The organism is Alkalihalophilus sp. As8PL, assembly GCF_040939795.1.
Taxonomy (GTDB): Bacteria; Bacillota; Bacilli; order Bacillales; family Bacillaceae_D; genus Alkalihalophilus; species Alkalihalophilus lindianensis.
The window spans coordinates 1,000,656-1,018,258 of sequence record NZ_CP162551.1; the positions used below are offsets into that span (position 1 = coordinate 1,000,656).

Annotated in this window: 20 protein-coding genes; 8 read left to right on the forward strand and 12 right to left on the reverse strand. The window is 40.8% G+C overall.

Annotated elements, in window-relative coordinates; all coding sequences use genetic code 11:
• Positions 1–161: 161 nt before the first annotated feature.
• Complete coding sequence (locus tag AB3N04_RS06625; protein WP_368505312.1) at positions 162–323, reverse strand: hypothetical protein; 162 nt, start codon at positions 321–323, stop codon at positions 162–164.
• Between the two features lies 1 nt (position 324).
• Complete coding sequence (locus AB3N04_RS06630) at positions 325–1,419, reverse strand: hypothetical protein (protein WP_368505313.1); 1,095 nt, start codon at positions 1,417–1,419, stop codon at positions 325–327.
• 181 nt (positions 1,420–1,600) lie between these two features.
• On the opposite strand from AB3N04_RS06630, the gene AB3N04_RS06635 reads away from it, so the two are divergent.
• Positions 1,601–2,419, forward strand: coding sequence for a YitT family protein (locus tag AB3N04_RS06635; RefSeq protein WP_368505314.1), 819 nt, complete (start codon positions 1,601–1,603; stop codon positions 2,417–2,419).
• Between the two features lie 45 nt (positions 2,420–2,464).
• Here the strand turns inward: AB3N04_RS06635 and AB3N04_RS06640 are convergent, their stop codons facing one another.
• Entirely contained in the window at positions 2,465–3,742 is a 1,278-nt protein-coding gene (locus AB3N04_RS06640; protein ID WP_368505315.1) for a UV damage repair protein UvrX, read from the reverse strand.
• Positions 3,743–3,843: 101 nt separating this feature from the next.
• Between AB3N04_RS06640 and AB3N04_RS06645 the strand changes: the two genes are divergently transcribed.
• Complete coding sequence (locus AB3N04_RS06645; RefSeq protein WP_368505316.1) at positions 3,844–4,167, forward strand: YolD-like family protein; 324 nt, start codon at positions 3,844–3,846, stop codon at positions 4,165–4,167.
• 250 nt (positions 4,168–4,417) lie between these two features.
• The gene (locus tag AB3N04_RS06650) at positions 4,418–4,588 is read left to right on the forward strand and encodes an aspartyl-phosphate phosphatase Spo0E family protein (RefSeq protein ID WP_368505317.1); all 171 of its coding nucleotides are present in this window, start codon (positions 4,418–4,420) and stop codon (positions 4,586–4,588) included.
• 212 nt (positions 4,589–4,800) lie between these two features.
• Here AB3N04_RS06650 and AB3N04_RS06655 read toward each other — a convergent pair whose 3' ends face one another.
• The 3 genes from AB3N04_RS06655 to AB3N04_RS06665 form a co-directional block, all read right to left on the reverse strand.
• Positions 4,801–5,751 carry an NAD(P)H-dependent flavin oxidoreductase gene (locus AB3N04_RS06655; protein WP_368505318.1) on the reverse strand — a complete coding sequence of 317 codons (951 nt, stop codon included), beginning with the start codon at positions 5,749–5,751 and terminating at the stop codon, positions 4,801–4,803.
• Between the two features lie 45 nt (positions 5,752–5,796).
• Complete coding sequence (locus tag AB3N04_RS06660) at positions 5,797–7,296, reverse strand: class I adenylate-forming enzyme family protein (protein WP_368505319.1); 1,500 nt, start codon at positions 7,294–7,296, stop codon at positions 5,797–5,799.
• A gap of 254 nt (positions 7,297–7,550) precedes the next feature.
• On the reverse strand, positions 7,551–8,033 hold the full coding sequence (locus tag AB3N04_RS06665) for an SRPBCC domain-containing protein (protein WP_368505320.1): 483 nt from the start codon (positions 8,031–8,033) through the stop codon (positions 7,551–7,553).
• 191 nt (positions 8,034–8,224) lie between these two features.
• Here AB3N04_RS06665 and thpD point away from each other — a divergent pair, with 191 nt between their 5' ends.
• The gene (gene thpD / locus AB3N04_RS06670; protein ID WP_368505321.1) at positions 8,225–9,136 is read left to right on the forward strand and encodes an ectoine hydroxylase; all 912 of its coding nucleotides are present in this window, start codon (positions 8,225–8,227) and stop codon (positions 9,134–9,136) included.
• A 64-nt stretch (positions 9,137–9,200) separates the two neighbouring features.
• Here thpD and AB3N04_RS06675 read toward each other — a convergent pair whose 3' ends face one another.
• Positions 9,201–9,983, reverse strand: coding sequence for a Cof-type HAD-IIB family hydrolase (locus AB3N04_RS06675; protein ID WP_368505322.1), 783 nt, complete (start codon positions 9,981–9,983; stop codon positions 9,201–9,203).
• A gap of 236 nt (positions 9,984–10,219) precedes the next feature.
• Here AB3N04_RS06675 and AB3N04_RS06680 point away from each other — a divergent pair, with 236 nt between their 5' ends.
• From AB3N04_RS06680 to AB3N04_RS06690, 3 genes are all read left to right on the forward strand, one after another.
• On the forward strand, positions 10,220–10,555 hold the full coding sequence (locus AB3N04_RS06680) for a PadR family transcriptional regulator (protein WP_368505323.1): 336 nt from the start codon (positions 10,220–10,222) through the stop codon (positions 10,553–10,555).
• Positions 10,552–11,556, forward strand: coding sequence for a hypothetical protein (locus AB3N04_RS06685; RefSeq protein WP_368505324.1), 1,005 nt, complete (start codon positions 10,552–10,554; stop codon positions 11,554–11,556). Before AB3N04_RS06680 ends, AB3N04_RS06685 begins: the two co-directional genes overlap by 4 nt.
• Before the next feature lie 267 nt (positions 11,557–11,823).
• The gene (locus AB3N04_RS06690; RefSeq protein ID WP_368505325.1) at positions 11,824–12,288 is read left to right on the forward strand and encodes a hypothetical protein; all 465 of its coding nucleotides are present in this window, start codon (positions 11,824–11,826) and stop codon (positions 12,286–12,288) included.
• 45 nt (positions 12,289–12,333) lie between these two features.
• Here the strand turns inward: AB3N04_RS06690 and AB3N04_RS06695 are convergent, their stop codons facing one another.
• Together AB3N04_RS06695 and AB3N04_RS06700 are read right to left on the reverse strand one after the other, a co-directional pair.
• Positions 12,334–13,653: an MFS transporter gene (locus AB3N04_RS06695; RefSeq protein WP_368505326.1), complete on the reverse strand. Its 1,320-nt coding sequence runs from the start codon at positions 13,651–13,653 to the stop codon at positions 12,334–12,336.
• Positions 13,654–13,856: 203 nt separating this feature from the next.
• Positions 13,857–14,186, reverse strand: coding sequence for a thioredoxin family protein (locus AB3N04_RS06700; protein WP_368505327.1), 330 nt, complete (start codon positions 14,184–14,186; stop codon positions 13,857–13,859).
• 184 nt (positions 14,187–14,370) lie between these two features.
• On the opposite strand from AB3N04_RS06700, the gene AB3N04_RS06705 reads away from it, so the two are divergent.
• Complete coding sequence (locus tag AB3N04_RS06705; protein WP_368505328.1) at positions 14,371–14,559, forward strand: hypothetical protein; 189 nt, start codon at positions 14,371–14,373, stop codon at positions 14,557–14,559.
• Between the two features lie 324 nt (positions 14,560–14,883).
• Here the strand turns inward: AB3N04_RS06705 and AB3N04_RS06710 are convergent, their stop codons facing one another.
• The 3 genes from AB3N04_RS06710 to AB3N04_RS06720 all read right to left on the reverse strand — a co-directional run bounded on the left by AB3N04_RS06710 (position 14,884) and on the right by AB3N04_RS06720 (position 17,584).
• The gene (locus tag AB3N04_RS06710; protein ID WP_368505329.1) at positions 14,884–15,561 is read right to left on the reverse strand and encodes a peroxiredoxin; all 678 of its coding nucleotides are present in this window, start codon (positions 15,559–15,561) and stop codon (positions 14,884–14,886) included.
• A 145-nt stretch (positions 15,562–15,706) separates the two neighbouring features.
• Positions 15,707–16,621 carry a protease HtpX gene (gene htpX / locus AB3N04_RS06715; protein WP_368505330.1) on the reverse strand — a complete coding sequence of 305 codons (915 nt, stop codon included), beginning with the start codon at positions 16,619–16,621 and terminating at the stop codon, positions 15,707–15,709.
• Positions 16,622–16,819: 198 nt separating this feature from the next.
• Positions 16,820–17,584: a carbon-nitrogen hydrolase family protein gene (locus AB3N04_RS06720; protein WP_368505331.1), complete on the reverse strand. Its 765-nt coding sequence runs from the start codon at positions 17,582–17,584 to the stop codon at positions 16,820–16,822.
• Between the last annotated feature and the right edge of the window lie 19 nt (positions 17,585–17,603).

Here is a 17,603-nt window from a genome sequence, read left to right on the forward strand (position 1 = left end):
ACCTAGGAAACAATGGTGACAAAAGCAGGTGTAGGAGGGTATGAACGTGAGTAAATCAGAGTCATCCAAGCAAATGGACCAAATAATGAATGATGTAAAACGCCGAAATGAAGAAGCAAAAGAAAAAGCAAATAAAGCACTAAACAAATAAAAGCTGACACTTATGTGCCAGCTTTTTCTAGGTTTTTTTTAGTTAGACGATGATCGTTTCGGAGGGCTTTTAACGCTTCTTCGCGCACCCGTTTATTTTTTAATTTGCGCTTATTTAGATAATGATCGGAGAGTTGTTTTGAGTAAGGCTTTACTTGTGAGGCTTGTCTCATTTTAATGCTCCCCTTTCTTTTTTGGATACGTCGCAAACTTGTTAAGGAGTTCGCAGCAAATCCATAGAAGTTCTTGCGTGATTGTTAAGTTTAGCTTACCAGTTTCATCCTCGACATTCAACTTGCCTCGATTCGAATGGTCAAGGTGGAGAGAAATAATCCATTCAGATCCATCTTGCAGAATTCTCTTCCAAGAGATGAAGTCCGGCAAAATAAGCGGGTCTTTTTGCGTTTTATTAATTGACCTTACATACTTATTTTTACCCTCACTGATCGGAATAAAAACGTCTAACTCTGCTTTATTGATCCCATACGAATCAATAAAGACTAAGTGGTCCTCATCAACCTGATAAAGCGAATAGCTCGTACCAAAGTCGATGTTATCCAAATTGAATTGATCGGTAACAAGCAAGTTCAATTTTGACTTGAGCTGGTAGATAAATTCAATTAAAAGATCATATTTTTCTTTAAATAATTCAGCTGATTCTTCTGTTTCTTCTAGCTGAACGAGCAATGATTCAATGGCGTCATCTTTTTTACCGATGTCTAGCTCTAATTGCTTCAATAGGGCTCTGCATTCTTCAAGCTCATTTATGCTGCCATCCTCTGCTCTCTTCTCTAATTCTAGGAACACTTCTTCTTTAAGTAGTTCGATAAAATCCTTCTCCTGCGCTAACGAAATTAACGAGTTGTATTCGGCTTTCATTCGCTTTTCATAGACTTCGATGTGAAACAGGTCACTGCCGATCCTACTCATCTCATTTAACACAAGCGTTCGAATGTATAAGAAAAGAACGACCAATCCTATTCCTAGTAATAAGCTGAGTGAACTGAGTGGTAATGCAAGAATCTGCTCAAACGCAGTGGTGGTTTCATGGATGATATAGCTAGGAATGATGATCAGTAGAACGTTGAAGAGCCCTTGTAAAGAAAGGAATGTCTGTGCTTTTCTTACTAAGAAGAGAAGGGCATTTTTCAATAGAAGCGCAGACGTTAATGGTTTATGTGTTTTTGATTGTTCATGAAGTTTATTTAGTAAGTCATTTAATTCTTTTGAAAGTATGGTTAGTCTCTGCCTCGTTTTCTTTTCTGCCATCTTAACCCCTTCCCATTACTGCTTTTCTAAATTATACCATTAGACTTCTGATGTGAGGGTATTGGGAACACATTTACTACTTTTGTCCCTCCCTCTTTATTACAAGTAGAAATATCACTTTTCTTTCATTGTATTTTCGGGTAAACAGGTGGAAGAATTGATTTAAGTAGGGAGTGTCATAATGAGCAATGTATATCGATTGATAGGAATTTTTGTTGCTTCTATTGTTCTTGGGTTTGCCTTTAACTTATTCTTACTGCCACACGAAGTATTAACGGGTGGCGTAACGGGACTTGCCATGGTATTTGGCTTATTAACCCCCTTGAATGCTGGGATTTGGATTTTCGTATTGAACATCCCGATCTTCATTTTAGGTTGGCTTGGACTTGGGAAAACCTTTATCGGCAATAGTGTATTTTCTGTAATGGTGACCTCTGTAGCGATGTTGTATATTCCAGTCGTTCAAGTGACAGATGACGCCTTATTATCTTCCGTATTTGGAGGCGTGATTGCAGGGGCTGCGATTGGATTTATCATTCGTTTTTATGGGTCTACGGGTGGCTTTGATGTGATCGGGCTTATCCTCACAAAAAAACGTGATGTTCCACTAGGTGCCCTGATTTTTGCCTTAAACAGTGTTGTCGTGTTTATCTCAGGGTTTGTATTTGCGTGGGACTTGGCCCTTTATACAATGGCTTCGATTTACATTACCGGGTTAGTCATTGATCGCATCCATACACGTCATATTAAATTGAGCCTTGTTGTCGTCACTAGTCGTAAAGACGAGTTAAAGAATGCGATGCTAGAAAATCTATATCGTGGGATTACAGTTATTGACGGTGAAGGAGCTTATTCCAAAGCCAAGCTTCAGGTGCTATATACTGTCATCTCTCGTTATGAATTAGCGATCATCAAACCGATTATTAAAGAAGTCGACCCAAATGCTTTTGTCAGCATTAACGAGACGATGGAAGTATTAGGGAATTTTAGACGGGGGTAGCGACGACTCGCTCCCCCTTTTTTAACAAATACTCTTGTGTTCCTCTCACTTCTTATGCCCCGCAATCAACTTACTCCGGTGCCTTGTCGTGCCTCCTTTTGTATAGGAGCTTGCTCTAAGAATTGCGGTGGAACCGTATTTCTGCCGGATCGCATCCATCACATATCCGAGCTCGCGTTTTTTTGTGACTTCTTCTTCATCTTCAAATAACGATAATTGCCGCTCTGTATCAGGGGTTACTTTGGAAAGACTGACATACACTTGCCGAACCGTTTCGCCGCGGTAATGTTTGCGCAACAGCTTTTTGCATGCTTCATAAATATCGAGCGTGTGGTTGGTCGGGTCCGCTATGGTCAGCTGTCTTGAAAAGCCTCCTCCGCCCTCATTTCGGCTATAGCCTAGCCCTAAGCTAATCGTTCGACCTACTGCCTGATTCGCTCTAGCCCGCCGCACAACTTCCTCGCACATTTCAAGAATGACCGTCATCAGCTCCTCTTCGCCGACATAATCCCTCAGTAAAATTTGTCCGACTGAGTAGCTTTTAGACTTAACTTTGGCAGGCTTATGGATATCACTCACATCAATCCCCCACGCATGCTGATACAACTGCTGCCCAATCACGTTGCCGAATCTAAATTCAAGCCTTTCTAAACCAGCGTTAGCAAGCTGACCCACTGTGCGAATCCCCATGTTCATCAACGTTTTCTCCATCCGTCCACCAATCCCCCACAGCTCAGAAAGAGGCTGAATCTGCCATAACTTTGTCTCGACATCTTTGTAATCCCAATGAGCAAAATGATCCTCTCGCTTTTTTGCTTCGATGTCTAAGGCGACTTTTGAGAGAAACATATTACAAGAAGAAGAACCAACAGCCAGGGTTAACCCAAAGCAATCTTTAATCGAACGTTGCAGCATTTCGGCAAACTCACGCTGGTTCTCCTCCCCTTGATGTCGTTTGGACGTTAACTTAATAAACGCTTCATCAATCGAGTACACAAAAATATCCTCAGGAGGAACATACTGCTCCATATGCAAAGTGATTTCTGTTGAAATTTTTAGAAACTCCTCCATTTCAGCATTGACAACGATAATATCTGGGTCCTTTGGAATTTGATACAGCCGTGACCCTGTTTTGATCCCCATCTCTTTAAGCTTAGGGGTGGAAGCGAGCACGACACTTCCATTACGCTTTGTGTCTCCTACTACAGCTAGTTTACAGACAAAAGGATGCAGACCTCTTTTTACAGCCGCGACACTTGCATAAAAGCTTTTCAAATCACAACATAAATAGGACTGTTTGGGGAATGCTTCATAATTAAACATTGATTTTTCATCCTTTCCTTGCCTTCGCTGGCTTTACTCGTTATGATCATTATAACCAGAACACCTGTTCTTATAAAGAGAAAAATAAAGGAAGTGATGACATGCAACAGTACCGAGGAATGATTAAGTGGACGCAATTGGCTATTCCGGAACATATGGACATGATTCGTCGCGAACGAACGATGCGAAACCTCCCGCAAAAACCAGATCTAGATCAGCAAGCACTAGAGGAATTGCATTATGCCTTACAGGAGAAAATGAATGATCAAGAAGAAGCGACGATCCATTACTGGGAGAACAATACGAACCAAACGATTAAGGGGAGAATTCAACCTGCGCCAGGTGTGAAGCCGGCGATAAAAGTTGTCGATAAGGCAGGTGTAAAAACAATAATAGAGGTTTCACTGTTGTTGAAGATGAATTGAACGGGATGGTTTCACTGTTCCAGTTTGAATCATTTTACTGTTTCAACTACTAGTATTGAAAAACCGACCCTACATGTGACTTCTTCACTTGTAGAGTCGGTTTTTTCATGCGAAGAATTCTTGCTAATCATGTAACATTGTCGCAATCTTTGTCGAACCCCTTAACATAAAACCTAAATTGATTTAAACTACTAAAGGTTGCCATTTACCAATTCATTGAATTCTGGCTAAATCAGATAGGAGCTTTAAAATGATGACTAAAAATCCCCTTATTCACACACTAGAGAGTCGGATTGAAGCAACACGTCAAGAAATGATTAAGATCGGTCTTACAAAAGGGCTTCAGCACCCTGAGACAATCAAACTTAGCCAACGATTAGATCTTTGTTTAAATAAATATAACCGTTTGAAATCACATTAATACATACTAAGACCTCTTATCAAGGCAAGAACCTTGCCAGAGACATAAGACCATAACATCAAGAACCTCTCATTTAATTATCAACTTTTGTGAACACACCTCAGATAACCATTATCCATTGCAAGGTCATTCTTAAGAAAACTCAATACAACACAAAAATGCCTCGCACTTATTATTATAAGCACGAGACCTATTTTCAGGTATGATTCTGTTTATTTATTCATTGAGTGAAGGGCTTCATCATATTCTCTTTTTAATCCATCTACTAACTCGGAAACCGTTTCTTCTTTTTCAATCACTGTAACCCCTTGACCCGCTGACCATATATCACGCCAAGCCTTCGCATCAACGAGATGGTCTAGGTCAACCGTTTGCTTACTCTTTAATGAAGATGGATCAATCCCCTCCCTCACCAAGCTAGGAATTAAGTAATTCGCACGCACTCCACTAAACGCATCTGTATAAATCAGATCATCTAAAGAAGAAGTAACAAGCATTTCCTTGTATGCATCAGTTGCGACACTTTCTTTCGTCGAGATAAACCTCGTTCCCATGTAAGCGAAGTCTGCTCCCATGACCTCAGCAGCTAGCACATCTTTTCCTGTAGAAATAGATCCAGCAAGAATCGTTACGCCATCCCAAAATTTTTTCACAGCTCCTAGAAAAGCAAACGGATTAATTTCACCTGCATGACCTCCAGCTCCACCACACACTAGAATTAACCCATCTACGCCCGTAGTAGCAGCTTTTCTAGCATGTTTTAAATTACTCACATCTGAAATCACTAGACCTCCATACGAATGCACAACCTCCAAAACTGCTCCAGGATGGCCTAATGAAGTGATGACAATAGGCGGTTGGTATTTCTTGATTAATTCAAGATCGCCTTCTAGTCGTTTATTAGAGGAATGAGCGATAAAGTTAACAGCCCACGGCGCTGCTTGTTTGCCTGTTTCTTCTTGAAAGGTCTTTAATTGTTGCTTAATGTCTAGTATCCACTCTTCCAATAAGTCTGATGTGCGTGCATTCAATAAAGGGAACGAGCCGATAATCCCTTTTTTACAAGACTCGATCACAAGAGCAGGGCTTGATACTAAAAACATAGGAGCCGCAATCACTGGAATTGAGACGCCATCCATTATCTTTTTCCACTTTTCATTCATTTAACTTCCTCCTACATTTGCTCATTTTTAGTAATTAGGCAAGCTTTATTGGTTACGTAGCGTTGTTTTTAGCACTTTCCCACTCGCATTTCTTGGTAAACGATCAATAAATTCTACTTCTTTAGGTAGCTTATAAGTAGCTAGTTTCTTCTTGCAGAACTGTAAGATCGCCTCTTCTTCAACATCGGCCCCTTCTTTTAGGACAACATAAGCTTTTGGCACTTCGCCTAGCACTTTATCTGGCACACCTACAATCGCAGCCTCTAGTAGTTCTGGGATCTCATAGAGAACTTCCTCAATTTCAACAGGATACACATTTTCTCCACCTCGGATAATCATATCTTTCTTTCGATCAACGATATAGAGGAGACCATCCTCATCAAATCGTCCAAGATCACCGCTGTAGAGCCATCCACCCTTTAAGGCTACATTCGTTGCTTCCTCATTTTTCAAGTACCCTTTCATGACTTGTGGACCTTTTACAATAATCTCTCCAACTTCACCGACCGGAACTGGTTCACCGAATTCATTGACGACACGAATTTCCGTCTGAGGCAGAACTTCACCTACAGACCCTACCTTATCTAGGGCATAGTGATCTTTTAATGTAGTGGCAGCTGGGGAGTTTTCCGTTTGACCATATAAATTCTGTACTTTTATGTTCGGATACAGTGCTTTTACTTTTTTGACTAACTCATAAGGCATAGGCGCTGCCCCGTATGTGAATAATCGCAAGCTTGATAGATCTAAAGTAGACATCTTAGGGGTATTTAGCAGGATGCTGTACATGGCTGGGACTCCAAAGAAAATCGTTACATTTTCTTCTTCCATCGTTTGAAGTGTTTGCTCAGGTGAGAAGGCTTCTTCAATAATGATTGTTCCACCTGCGTAGATAACAGGTAAACTGAATACATTACTGGCAGCACAGTGGAAAAGTGGTGCTACAATATGCATGCGATCGTCACTTGTAATCTCCATCGCTTCGATCCATATTTTTGTAGATGCTTCAATATTAGACGCAGATAACATTACGCCCTTTGGCTTCCCGGTTGTTCCGGATGTATAAAAGACAACCGCTGTATCATTGCCTTGATTATCTTTCTTTTCAACCGGAAGTTTCGGTCCATTTATAACATCTGCTAACGTATTCTCTTTTTCACCCACTACTAACACATCATCCATGCTGTTAATCGTTTCTTGTAATTCCTTTATTACCGTTTGAAAACGCTCATCATAAATGAGTGCTTTCGCTTCTGAGTGCGTAAAGATGTAATTAATCTCATTGGCCGTCAATTTATTGTTAACTGGCAAGATCGTGAAACCACCAATTTGACAAGCATAATAGCAAACTAAAAAATAATCAGAGTTATGTAAGTAAACAGCAATGATATCATTCTTTTGATACCCTTTGGCTTGGAAGTATCCTGCTACATTTTGAGCTTGTTGATAGAATTCGGCGTATGTTGTATCTCGTGTGTTATAGGTTGTAATCACTTTTGATGGGTTCTGTTCTGCACATAACGCTAATTTTTCTGATATCATCATGTTTTTTAACCCTCCTAAAATTATGTAAGCGCTTTATTAAATTTGTTCACCTTACTTTTTACCTACCTTAAAATCAGTATGCTACCGATCCTTCTGCTTTTTTGTAATTTTCTTACTATTCACTCTATAAATCCTCATTATAATGCCCTACTGCTGAATGTCAATACTTTTGAACCACGTATAAGTCTTAAACATATTAAAAACGATATCAAAAAAACACTATCCTTAAAGAGAATAGTGCTTAGTTTAATCAGTTAATAACTCACTTCCACAATCTGCTTCAAGTTATCAAACATCATGCTCCAGCCTTGTTCAGTTTGAATGTTGTATTCATGTAAAGCTTTTTCAATATCCTTTTTGGTCCATTCGGGTTCATGGGGAACGATGATTTCATGGGTGAATGTCATGAGGCAATTATTTTCCTGCTCGGCAAATGTGACTTGAATCGTATCTTCACTTTCACTAAATTGTGGCATCTTGAACGTGAAAACAAGCGTTGTTGGACGTTCCATTTTAACGTAAGAACCGATTCCTCTGTAGTCTGTGCCCTCTCTGTGATCAATGATCTCCCATGTACCACCTTCAACTGGCTCATTCGTGGCTGACTTGTTAGTTTCTTCGGTTGTAAACAACCATTTTCTCATGACATCAGGAATCAGCCATGCATCAAACACCATTTCCACAGGTGCTTGAATCAATCTCGTCATTTCTACCGTGGTTGTTGAATAATCGCTCATCCGCCTCACCCTTTCAACCTATGTAATATGTCTTCTTCTACCTATACCCTAATTTCCTTTAACTATTTGCGTCATTTTTCTTTTTTTTGAATTTCATGTTTATTCAAAAAAATAGAGTGGTATGAGTGTGAGTGAGCCAGATATAGCTATTATGCAGATATCTGAGATCTAGAAAATGGGAGTGTTGAAGAATGGAAGACTTTTACCCTTCAAGAATAAGCGAGCAACCGCAGATCATGAAGCGTAGAGACCCTGTGATTCATACCGACCGAAAGCATGATCAGGAGGCTCCACTCACGAAAGACCAGCTTAATTTCTATGAGGAGAATGGATTTTTACAAATTGAAAACCTCTTCTCGGATGAGGAAGTGGCTGCTATGCAAAAAGCGATTTTTGAATTACAGGAATCAAATAGCTCCGTACAATCCGAGAAGTTGATTCGTGAGCCTAATAGCAATGAAATCCGATCGATTTTTGCAGTGGATCAAGATGACGATTACTTCAAGGAAATTGCAGCTGATCAGCGCTTACTTGATATCGTCAATCATCTACTCGGAAGTGACGTATATATCCATCAATCCCGAATAAACTATAAGCCAGGATTTTCAGGTAAGGAGTTTAATTGGCATTCGGATTTTGAGACGTGGCATACAGAAGACGGGATGCCTAGAATGCGTGCATTAAGCATGTCGATTGCCCTATCAGACAACTATATACACAACGGACCACTAATGCTCGTACCAGGTTCTCATAAGTATTATGTGAGTTGTGTAGGGGAAACACCTGAAGATAATTACAAAGAATCATTGAAAACGCAAAAAGTCGGTGTCCCAGATAATGATAGCTTAAAGTGGTTAGTCGACAAAGGTGGCGGTCTATCTGTTGCGACTGGAAAAGCAGGAACCATTACCATTTTTGAATCGAACACCATGCATGCTTCAACAAGTAATATGACCCCGTACCCACGTAACAATTTGTTCATGGTGTACAACAGTGTCGAAAATAAACTCGTTGAACCATTTGCAGGTGCAGGAGAACGACCAGAATACATCGCTGTCCGCAAAACAACCGAACCACTCGGAAAAGAAAAAATACTTAAGTAAGAATATAGAATTCATTCATAAGAGAAGGCCATTCAGTCTGAGCTGAATGGCCTTTATCTATTTTCTATTTCAACAATCCTACCATCTTCAATCCGTGCACAATCCCATTTTCATCAACTGCTTTTGTCACGTATTTGGCTACTTCTTTTGTTTCGTCATGAGCATTGCCCATCGCTACCCCATGTGCAACAGTTGAGAGCATCTCGATATCGTTTAACCCATCACCAAATGCATAGACATTTTCAGGATTGATGTTTAATTTAGCAATCATCATCTCAATGCCTTTTGCTTTTGAGCCGCCTTTTGGCAAGATATCGACTGAAAGTGGGTGCCAACGGATGAAATCAAATGCTTCAAACTTTTGCTCGTAACGTGTTTCTTCACCTTGCTCGCAGAATATGAGCGTTTGATAAATCTCTTCCATTTTAAAATACTCAGGATCATGTGTGGGGAAGGCTCCTATTTTCATCGTTCCAATGCTTTCCACAATATGATTATGATGCTCGACGTTTGCTTTCATTTCCTTTTGTCCCATATAAACAAGCGGGTGATCATGTGTAGCAGCAAGTTCTGTTAGCTCTTCTAATTTATCTTGGTTAAGTGAGTTGCCGAAAATCAATTCGCGGTCTACTTCGACATATTGACCGTTGTAGCTGACGAAATTTTGAATGCCTAATTCCTCGCGCAAATCTTCATACATAAAAGGGCCACGACCAGTTGCGATTGCCACTTCATGGCCGTCTTTTTTTAGTGTTCGAATAGCCTCTTTTGTTGCAGGCGGTAAGTTCTTATCGTGGTCTAACAGCGTTCCGTCAATATCAAAGAAAATGATTTTTTTATCTGTCATGGTTCCACTCCTATAGTTCAAAATTTGCTTCTCTCTCTTCTTTATCGTAACAGAGAATGCTTCAAGATGGCAGTATCAGTTATCGTAATTTCCGCTTTTATTCTAGCAACTTCTGAAACTCTCATTCTAACTCATAACCTGTCAAACCATTTTCTTCGTACGGAATTTCCATCCCATATTGTTATTCATTTTATAATACTATATGATATACACTCTAAAGAAATCGGAGTGAGCTGATGAGCAACTTACTACAATCATTAACGACTGAATTACGCCGAGGAACGTTAACCCTTGCTGTATTAAGTCAATTGCGTACGCCTCAATATGGCTATTCCTTAGTACAACGGCTTGAGACATCTGGAATCACGATTGAACAAAGCACCCTCTACCCTCTGCTTCGGCGCTTAGAAAAACAAGAGCTTGTCACAAGCAGCTGGGATACTTCAGATACAAGACCACGTAAGTATTATGTTCTGAGCGAATTTGGGATCGAAATCTTAAGCGAGCTCAAACGAGAGTGGGAAAAAACAACACATGAACTCGATAAACTGATGAAAGGAAGTGAGGAGTGATGACCCTATTAGATGTCTATATTCAGGAGGTCACCAAACGGCTGCCAGCGAAAATGCGAGCGGATATCGGACTTGAACTGCGCTCTACAATTGAAGACATGCTGCCAGAGGATTATACAGAGGAAGAGTTACTTGCGGTTCTAGCAAAGCTCGGTGACCCTATGAAACTAGCAAATGAGTATCATGAAGGACCATCATCCTTAATCGGGCCAATATATTATGAGCTCTATCTTAGTACAATTCGCATGATTATGCCGATTGTATTAGCCGTTATTCTTCTCACCTTTGTCGCCACAAGCTTTTTACGATACAACGGCACAGATCTTTTTTCCTTTATGGTTGGATTACTTGGAGAAGGCATTTGGATGGCGCTCGGAACGGGGATTCATGTGTTATTTTGGGTGACACTCGTCTTTGTCATTGTGGAACGGGCAGGTGTATCCCCTCATTTAATGAGATCAAATGCAAAGGAATGGTCACCAGAAGAATTAAAGGAGATTGAACCAATTCCGAAGAAAAAGGCGATTTCAAAAGCTGAGGTCTTTGCCACCTTAGTCTGGACCGCAATTTGGGGAGCTTTGTATTTTAGTGCAATTGATTTAATTGGTATCTACACTCCCCGTGAAGGTGGCGGCTTAGAGCTTGTGACATCGATCTTTTCAAAAGAAGTGTTACTGACGTTTTGGCCAGTCATAATGTTAATCATTGCCGCAGAAATTGCTTTATCGATTATTAAATGGGTGAGCGGACAATGGACCATGCAGTTAGCTCTCTTCAATTCATTCTACAATGTGCTCTACACGGTCTTATTTATCATCATTCTTACGACTCCTACGTTGTTTGAGCCTACTTTTGTGAGCTATATGACAAATGTATTCGCTGATTCCACGAGCACGACTGTTGATCAATTTTTCACTTGGATCCTTGCATCAGCAATCATTACCCTCCTAGTTGTGGCTATCATTTCAACGCTTGATGGCTTTAGGAAAGCAAGATTGTAGACACCCTTCTTACCATGGTATAATTTTACAAATAAAGAAGGAGTGATGATAGATGAATGAAAATAAGCGCGAAGACAAAGATATGCTTTTGAGTACAACGATTGGCATTGTAGGCGATATTGTATTGTTCATCCCTCGTTTAATCGGAACCTTTCTAAGAGGGTTATCGTAAAAAGGAATTTATCGAGCTCATTTTGAAAGAAAATTCCAGCATCAAAGTATGGTATAATGAGCCATCAACACATTAGAAGATTTACTGGAGGTACCATGTTAACATTTGAAGAAAAATTAGCGATTATTGAATCATTCCCAGAGCTTGAGCGTAAAGATGTCTCGTTAGGCCGAGTGAATTTCCACTATAATGATAGCTCTTATGATAATAAAAATGTTGTCTATCACTTGCACCCAAATGGGAATGGCTTTGTCTATGCCGGAAGAATGACTGGCTATGAGACAAATGACAAAGGGATGGTTAACATTCGTGATTTCACTGAAAAAGCGCTTCGTGCGACAGTTCGTAAGTCGATCCTCTCTTTAACACCTAAGGAAGAAGCACCGACAAACGACCCAACAGAAGAAACGTGGATCAATGAAAACACCGTCACGTTAACGATTTTAAAAGAAGAAGATATTTGGAATGTATATGCCGACGATGATAGCCTTGACGGTACATTTAATTCCTATAGAGAAGCAGCGAATTACTTAGAAGCAGAAGGCTTTGATCGCGTGTAAAGAATGAGAACGACCTACTCCCATTTGTGGAAGTAGGTCGTTTTTTTATGCATTCATTTTATCTTCATCTCCCATTTTCCCCTTAGCACTACTATTCGCCCAAATGACAACCGGAATAAGTAAAAGCGCAAGAAAACCTCCTGCATATGAAAGAAACATAAAGCTAGTATGTGCAACGACAATGCCTGACATTGCTCCACCAGCTGCTCCAGATAATGCGACTGACACATCGACCGACCCTTGAATCTTGGCCCTGTTAAATGGAGTTGTTGCATCAACAATAAGGGCTGTACCACTAATTAAGCCAAAGTTCCAGCCTAGTCCTAAAAGGATAAGCGCAATTGTCAGACCTAGCATCGATTCAGGAGGAGCTACAGCCGCCAATATCCCTGAAGCTAGAAGAGTCGCACCTGATGCGATCGCCATCACTGTTCGACCCACTTTATCAACGAGATAGCCTGTAAGCAGAGATGGAAGAAACATCGCTCCAATATGAAGACTAATAATCAATCCGACTTGATTCATACTGTGACCGTGATGACCCATATGTATAGGTGTCATCGTCATAATCGCAATCATCACCATTTGTGTTAAAACCATAATCACAGCTCCAACAATGATACCTCGATTACTCTTAGCGATCGGCTGTGAATCAACATCAGCCAGATTACCCTCCTCTGCTCGTTGCCTCTCTGCCATTGCTTTAGCGAGAATGTATGGATCAGGGCGAAGTAATGCTAATAACACCAAGCCAGCCAAAATAAAACTTGCCGCTGCCAAAATGAACGGGCCAGCCAAAGCGGGAACGCCAATCGATAAAGCGAATTCACCCATCACTCCTGTCAAATTCGGACCCGCAACTGCACCAAATGTCGTCGCTACTAAGGCGATGCTGACGGCTGTTGCGCGTTGTTTAGCGTTTGCTAAATCGGTTCCTGCATAACGGGCTTGTAAGTTTGTTGCGGTACCTGCTCCGTAGATCACCAAAGATAGGAACAATAAAGGTACATGATCGATCACAGCTGCGACGATAATCCCCACTGCCCCAAATCCTCCGGCTAAAAAACCTGCTGCTAACCCTATACGCCGTCCAAATCGTTGCGACAGTTGTCCTACAACGAGTGCGGCCCCAGCAGATCCAAGAGTAAACAAGGCAATTGGAACGCCTGCAAAGCTATCTGTTCCAAGCATTTCTTGAGCTAGAAGGGCTCCCACAGCAATCCCAGCTGCTAATCCGGCACCACCGAAAATTTGTGAAAGGACTACGATGATTAGCGTCCTTTTGTACAGTCTCCGCTGCTTCTCTGGTGAGTCAATGTAATCCTCGATCCATGCAGGTTGATTATGTTGTTTTAAACTACTCATCTTGCCATTCCCCCTCAATCGAGCACACCTATTAAATCTGTTTCTAGTTTACCATATGAACGGCCGGGGGTATTTAATCATTTACTTCGATTGGTTGTGTGATGACTTTCGTTTCGCCATCCAAATTAATAAGCCTAATGATAGGAGTATAGGCAGTAAGAAAAATAAATTGCTGAAAATAAACTCAAGCATAGCTTCCCCTCCTACTCTTCCGCATTCATCTCATAAATCCGACCGATCTTTTCTCTCAGAGCTTCTATCTGTACAAAGCGTGCTTCTCTGATCACTTCTTTTCCTTCTACAAAGAAAAGAAGGGCTGGCACCGTAAAGATCGACAATCTTCCAGCAATTTCTTCAAGCTCATCTGCATTAACAAACCCTAATTGAATGTTTGGAAACTGTGAGAGTACCTCTTTCACTTGTGGCAGTAAAGCATGACATACACTGCAATTCGTCCGTGATACATAAATAAAACTAAACTTGTTCTCTTCAATAAATGTATCGACCTCATCAATTGCTGTTAATTCTTTCATAAGATCCGCTCCTATCTTTTAACCTACATTAAATAGTTTCTATTTTCTCCTTATAGTGTACCATGAGGAAAGCTTACCCATTCTTTTTCCATTAAGAACCATATCGAAAATAAAAATTCAATGTTTAACCACTCTCCTCCGAGGGAACCTTTTATACAACTGCAAATTTAGAGGAGTGTCAAAATTGACGAATAAAAATGAACAAGAAATTCCCGAAATTTTAGAAAAAGGTCTGCAACAATCACATGGAATTAGCCATCAAGAATATCTCCATGACTTAGATAAGAAACTAGAAGTGGAAAAAGCACGTGAAAAAGATTATCAAAAGAATAAAGAGCTTGAGAAAGAATTAAACAATAAGCTTTCTCGCTAATAAACCTACTAAAAATGAAGCTGCCATGCCCCTCCCCCGGGCATGGCAGCTTTTTTGGATTAGAAAAAGGGCAGCGACATATCTAAGAGGTTTAACTCAGGATAAGAACGAAGCGCTAAATGAGCGGATGAAATATACGGAGACCTCCTGTGGGGAACTAGAGCAGGAGTGAGATCCCGGAGTGCGAAAGCATGAGGAAGCTCACTAGCTCCCCAAGGAAAGCGAAGTATAGTTCAGGAGCGGCATACATAGATGGCATTAGTAATGTTCAATTTTCCATAAGTTAGAATACGTTTTTCTCAGTCTAACCCTTTATAATAGCCCTTATTCAGGAAGATCCTTATAACAGAACCACCAGTCAAAACACTCTATTTCATTAGCTTCTGCTTCCTCCATCCTCTCTTGTGCTTTCATCACATCAGTAGGTGGTGCTAATATTACCTTATCACCGATTAATTCATTATCCGGCCAATTTGCTGGCATTTTCACGTCATAGCCATCAGCAATTTGTAAGGCTTGAAGTATTCGTAGTAATTCATTCGTATTTCGCCCTACTTCTGCGGGGTAATTAAGAATAATACGTATATACCCAGTTGGATCGACAATAAAGACGGAACGAACTGCACGAGTACCCGCTTCTGGTGCAATCATGCCTAAACGATTCGCTACGAGCCCTAATTCATCAGCTATAATCGGAAACGTAATTGCGACACCGAGGTTATCCTGTATCCACTCAAGCCATTTCATATGAGCAAAGACTGTATCAATGGAAAGACCAATTAATTCCGTATTCAAGTCCTGAAATGCCTGTTGATTTCCTTGAAAGGAGACAAACTCAGTTGTACAAACAGGCGTAAAATCTCCTGGATGACTAAATAACATAAACCAACTTCCTGCATAATCTGCCGGGAACGTCTTTCTTCCTTGTGTTGTTTGAACAGTGAACGTTGGAAGAAGATCCCCTATTTTAGGTGGTACTTCACTTTGACTTTGCTGCTCCATTTCCATTCCCCCTCCTAATTACCTTCCCTTATATATATTTGCCTAGGTTGAATTAGGTGAATGATACCTTCTTGTATACAAAAAAGGCTGTCACCAAAAGATCGTTTTGTCACGACCTTTTGAGACAGCCTCTATTATTCATTGATTAACGTTGTTCTAATCGTGCAATTCGCTCATCAAGATCCGGGTGAGTCGAGAATAACTTCATCATTCCACCTTTTCCGCTGATCTTCATTGTTTGAACGGCACTATCATCTGTACGATCTTGAACCTTTGCACGGTCCACATATGTTTTTAATGAACGCAAGGCATGAGCCATTTTATCGCGGCCCGCTAAATCTGCCCCACCTCGGTCAGCATGGAATTCGCGATGACGAGAGTACGCACTGACAACAAGACTTCCAAGGATCGAGAATAGAATTTGGAAAATAATAATGGCAGCAAACTGAACAATCCATTGTAGCTCAGCACGTACAAAGCGGGACACAATAATCGCTGCAATACGTGAGAAGAACACAACAAATGTATTCACAACCCCTTGTAATAAGGTCATTGTCACCATATCTCCGTTCGCAACGTGCGCGATCTCATGGGCAATAACGCCTTCCACTGCATCATCATCCATCGTGTTTAACAAGCCTTGTGAAACAGCTACAAGTGAGCGTTTCTTTGAAGGACCTGTTGCAAATGCATTTACCTCAGCCGAAGGATAAATCCCCACTTGTGGCATATGCGTTAACCCAGCAGCACGAGAGAAGCGGTGTACCTTTTCCACTACTGCACGTTCTTCATGTGTCAGTTGACCATCCGGGTCTAGTACTTTCACCTTCATCATCATTTTCGCTACCCAGCGTGACATAGCAAGTGAAATAAATGAACCAGCAAACCCGACAATTAAACTAAATACCCCTAAGGCGACAAAGTCAATTCCAAGTCCGGGACCACCCGTTTGGAAAGACCCATTAATATTCGTAAATGTCGTAATCAACGACCAAACAATCACAATCGTCGTCATGACAAGAATATTGGTTCCAATAAAAAGCAACAATCGTTTACCCATTTCTCAGCCTCCAATATGTTTATATGTACTAGTTTAACATGAATTCCTCCCACTCGACATGAAAGAAACTCACTAGCCAGACATAAGCGTTTCACTTCCTTAAGCAGGAATCTAGAGAGAATATGTCCATCCCACCTATATTTACGTTTGACTCAGAAAAAGGTTTCAATTTATATGTCAAAATGATCTTTTCGTTCTTCACTTTACATATTCAACATCAAACTGGTCTGAGATCATGTCCCTCTCCTCTAGGTTCCATTCAAATGTTAAGATCGCCGATTGTTTCGATGAGTGAGATAAAAGATGCTCGCCATTTTTGATGACAAGGCTTTTCGCTTCCCAAAATAATACCGTTTCATCTTCTCCTGTTCGGTTACAAACAAATAAAGGAAGTCCTGTATCGATAGACCTTTGCTCCCATTCCCCATCTGGACCGTGTAAGCCTGGTCCCCAAGCAGAGGGGGCTATGAGAATCTCGCTCCCCTTTTCAAGCAACGTATTCGCTATTGCTGGGGTATAAGAATCAGCACAGATTGAGAGCCCTACCTTTATTCCATCTACACTAATAGGTTCAATAGCTTCACCCGATGACGACCAATCATCCGTCACGCTTGAAACCTTTCTTTGCGTTCCTAGCAATTGTCCGTTTTTACCGATGACAAAAACAGAATTGTAGTACTTGTCCTCATTTGATTTTTCAGGGCAACCGAGAAAGACATTGACCTGAAGAGACTTGACCAAGTCCATAAATCGAGTCATCCATTCATCTGGTTGCTGATTGATCCACTGCTTTCCAATCTTTCTTGAGAACTGTAATCCACTCACAGCGAGCTCTGGTGTGATGATCCAATCAACCTCTTTAGCTGCAGCACACCTAACAGCATCTTCAATCAGTTTTTGATTAGATGAAATGTCTCCTGCAATCGGCAGTAAGTGTAGTAAAGATATTTTAACTTTTCTCATACAATTCTCTCCTCTTTGA

Bases quoted from the DNA above. Each gene is read 5' to 3' on its own strand.
- htpX (WP_368505330.1), bottom strand. From the start codon at position 16,621: ATGGGTAAACGATTGTTGCTTTTTATTGGAACCAATATTCTTGTCATG.
- AB3N04_RS06665 (WP_368505320.1), bottom strand. From the start codon at position 8,033: ATGAGCGATTATTCAACAACCACGGTAGAAATGACGAGATTGATTCAA.
- AB3N04_RS06680 (WP_368505323.1), top strand. From the start codon at position 10,220: ATGAGCAACTTACTACAATCATTAACGACTGAATTACGCCGAGGAACG.
- AB3N04_RS06640 (WP_368505315.1), bottom strand. From the start codon at position 3,742: ATGTTTAATTATGAAGCATTCCCCAAACAGTCCTATTTATGTTGTGAT.
- AB3N04_RS06710 (WP_368505329.1), bottom strand. From the start codon at position 15,561: ATGGAGCAGCAAAGTCAAAGTGAAGTACCACCTAAAATAGGGGATCTT.
- AB3N04_RS06690 (WP_368505325.1), top strand. From the start codon at position 11,824: ATGTTAACATTTGAAGAAAAATTAGCGATTATTGAATCATTCCCAGAG.
- AB3N04_RS06695 (WP_368505326.1), bottom strand. From the start codon at position 13,653: ATGAGTAGTTTAAAACAACATAATCAACCTGCATGGATCGAGGATTAC.
- AB3N04_RS06645 (WP_368505316.1), top strand. From the start codon at position 3,844: ATGCAACAGTACCGAGGAATGATTAAGTGGACGCAATTGGCTATTCCG.
- AB3N04_RS06655 (WP_368505318.1), bottom strand. From the start codon at position 5,751: ATGAATGAAAAGTGGAAAAAGATAATGGATGGCGTCTCAATTCCAGTG.
- AB3N04_RS06635 (WP_368505314.1), top strand. From the start codon at position 1,601: ATGAGCAATGTATATCGATTGATAGGAATTTTTGTTGCTTCTATTGTT.
- AB3N04_RS06650 (WP_368505317.1), top strand. From the start codon at position 4,418: ATGATGACTAAAAATCCCCTTATTCACACACTAGAGAGTCGGATTGAA.
- AB3N04_RS06720 (WP_368505331.1), bottom strand. From the start codon at position 17,584: ATGAGAAAAGTTAAAATATCTTTACTACACTTACTGCCGATTGCAGGA.
- AB3N04_RS06625 (WP_368505312.1), bottom strand. From the start codon at position 323: ATGAGACAAGCCTCACAAGTAAAGCCTTACTCAAAACAACTCTCCGAT.
- AB3N04_RS06675 (WP_368505322.1), bottom strand. From the start codon at position 9,983: ATGACAGATAAAAAAATCATTTTCTTTGATATTGACGGAACGCTGTTA.
- AB3N04_RS06700 (WP_368505327.1), bottom strand. From the start codon at position 14,186: ATGAAAGAATTAACAGCAATTGATGAGGTCGATACATTTATTGAAGAG.
- AB3N04_RS06630 (WP_368505313.1), bottom strand. From the start codon at position 1,419: ATGGCAGAAAAGAAAACGAGGCAGAGACTAACCATACTTTCAAAAGAA.
- thpD (WP_368505321.1), top strand. From the start codon at position 8,225: ATGGAAGACTTTTACCCTTCAAGAATAAGCGAGCAACCGCAGATCATG.
- AB3N04_RS06660 (WP_368505319.1), bottom strand. From the start codon at position 7,296: ATGATGATATCAGAAAAATTAGCGTTATGTGCAGAACAGAACCCATCA.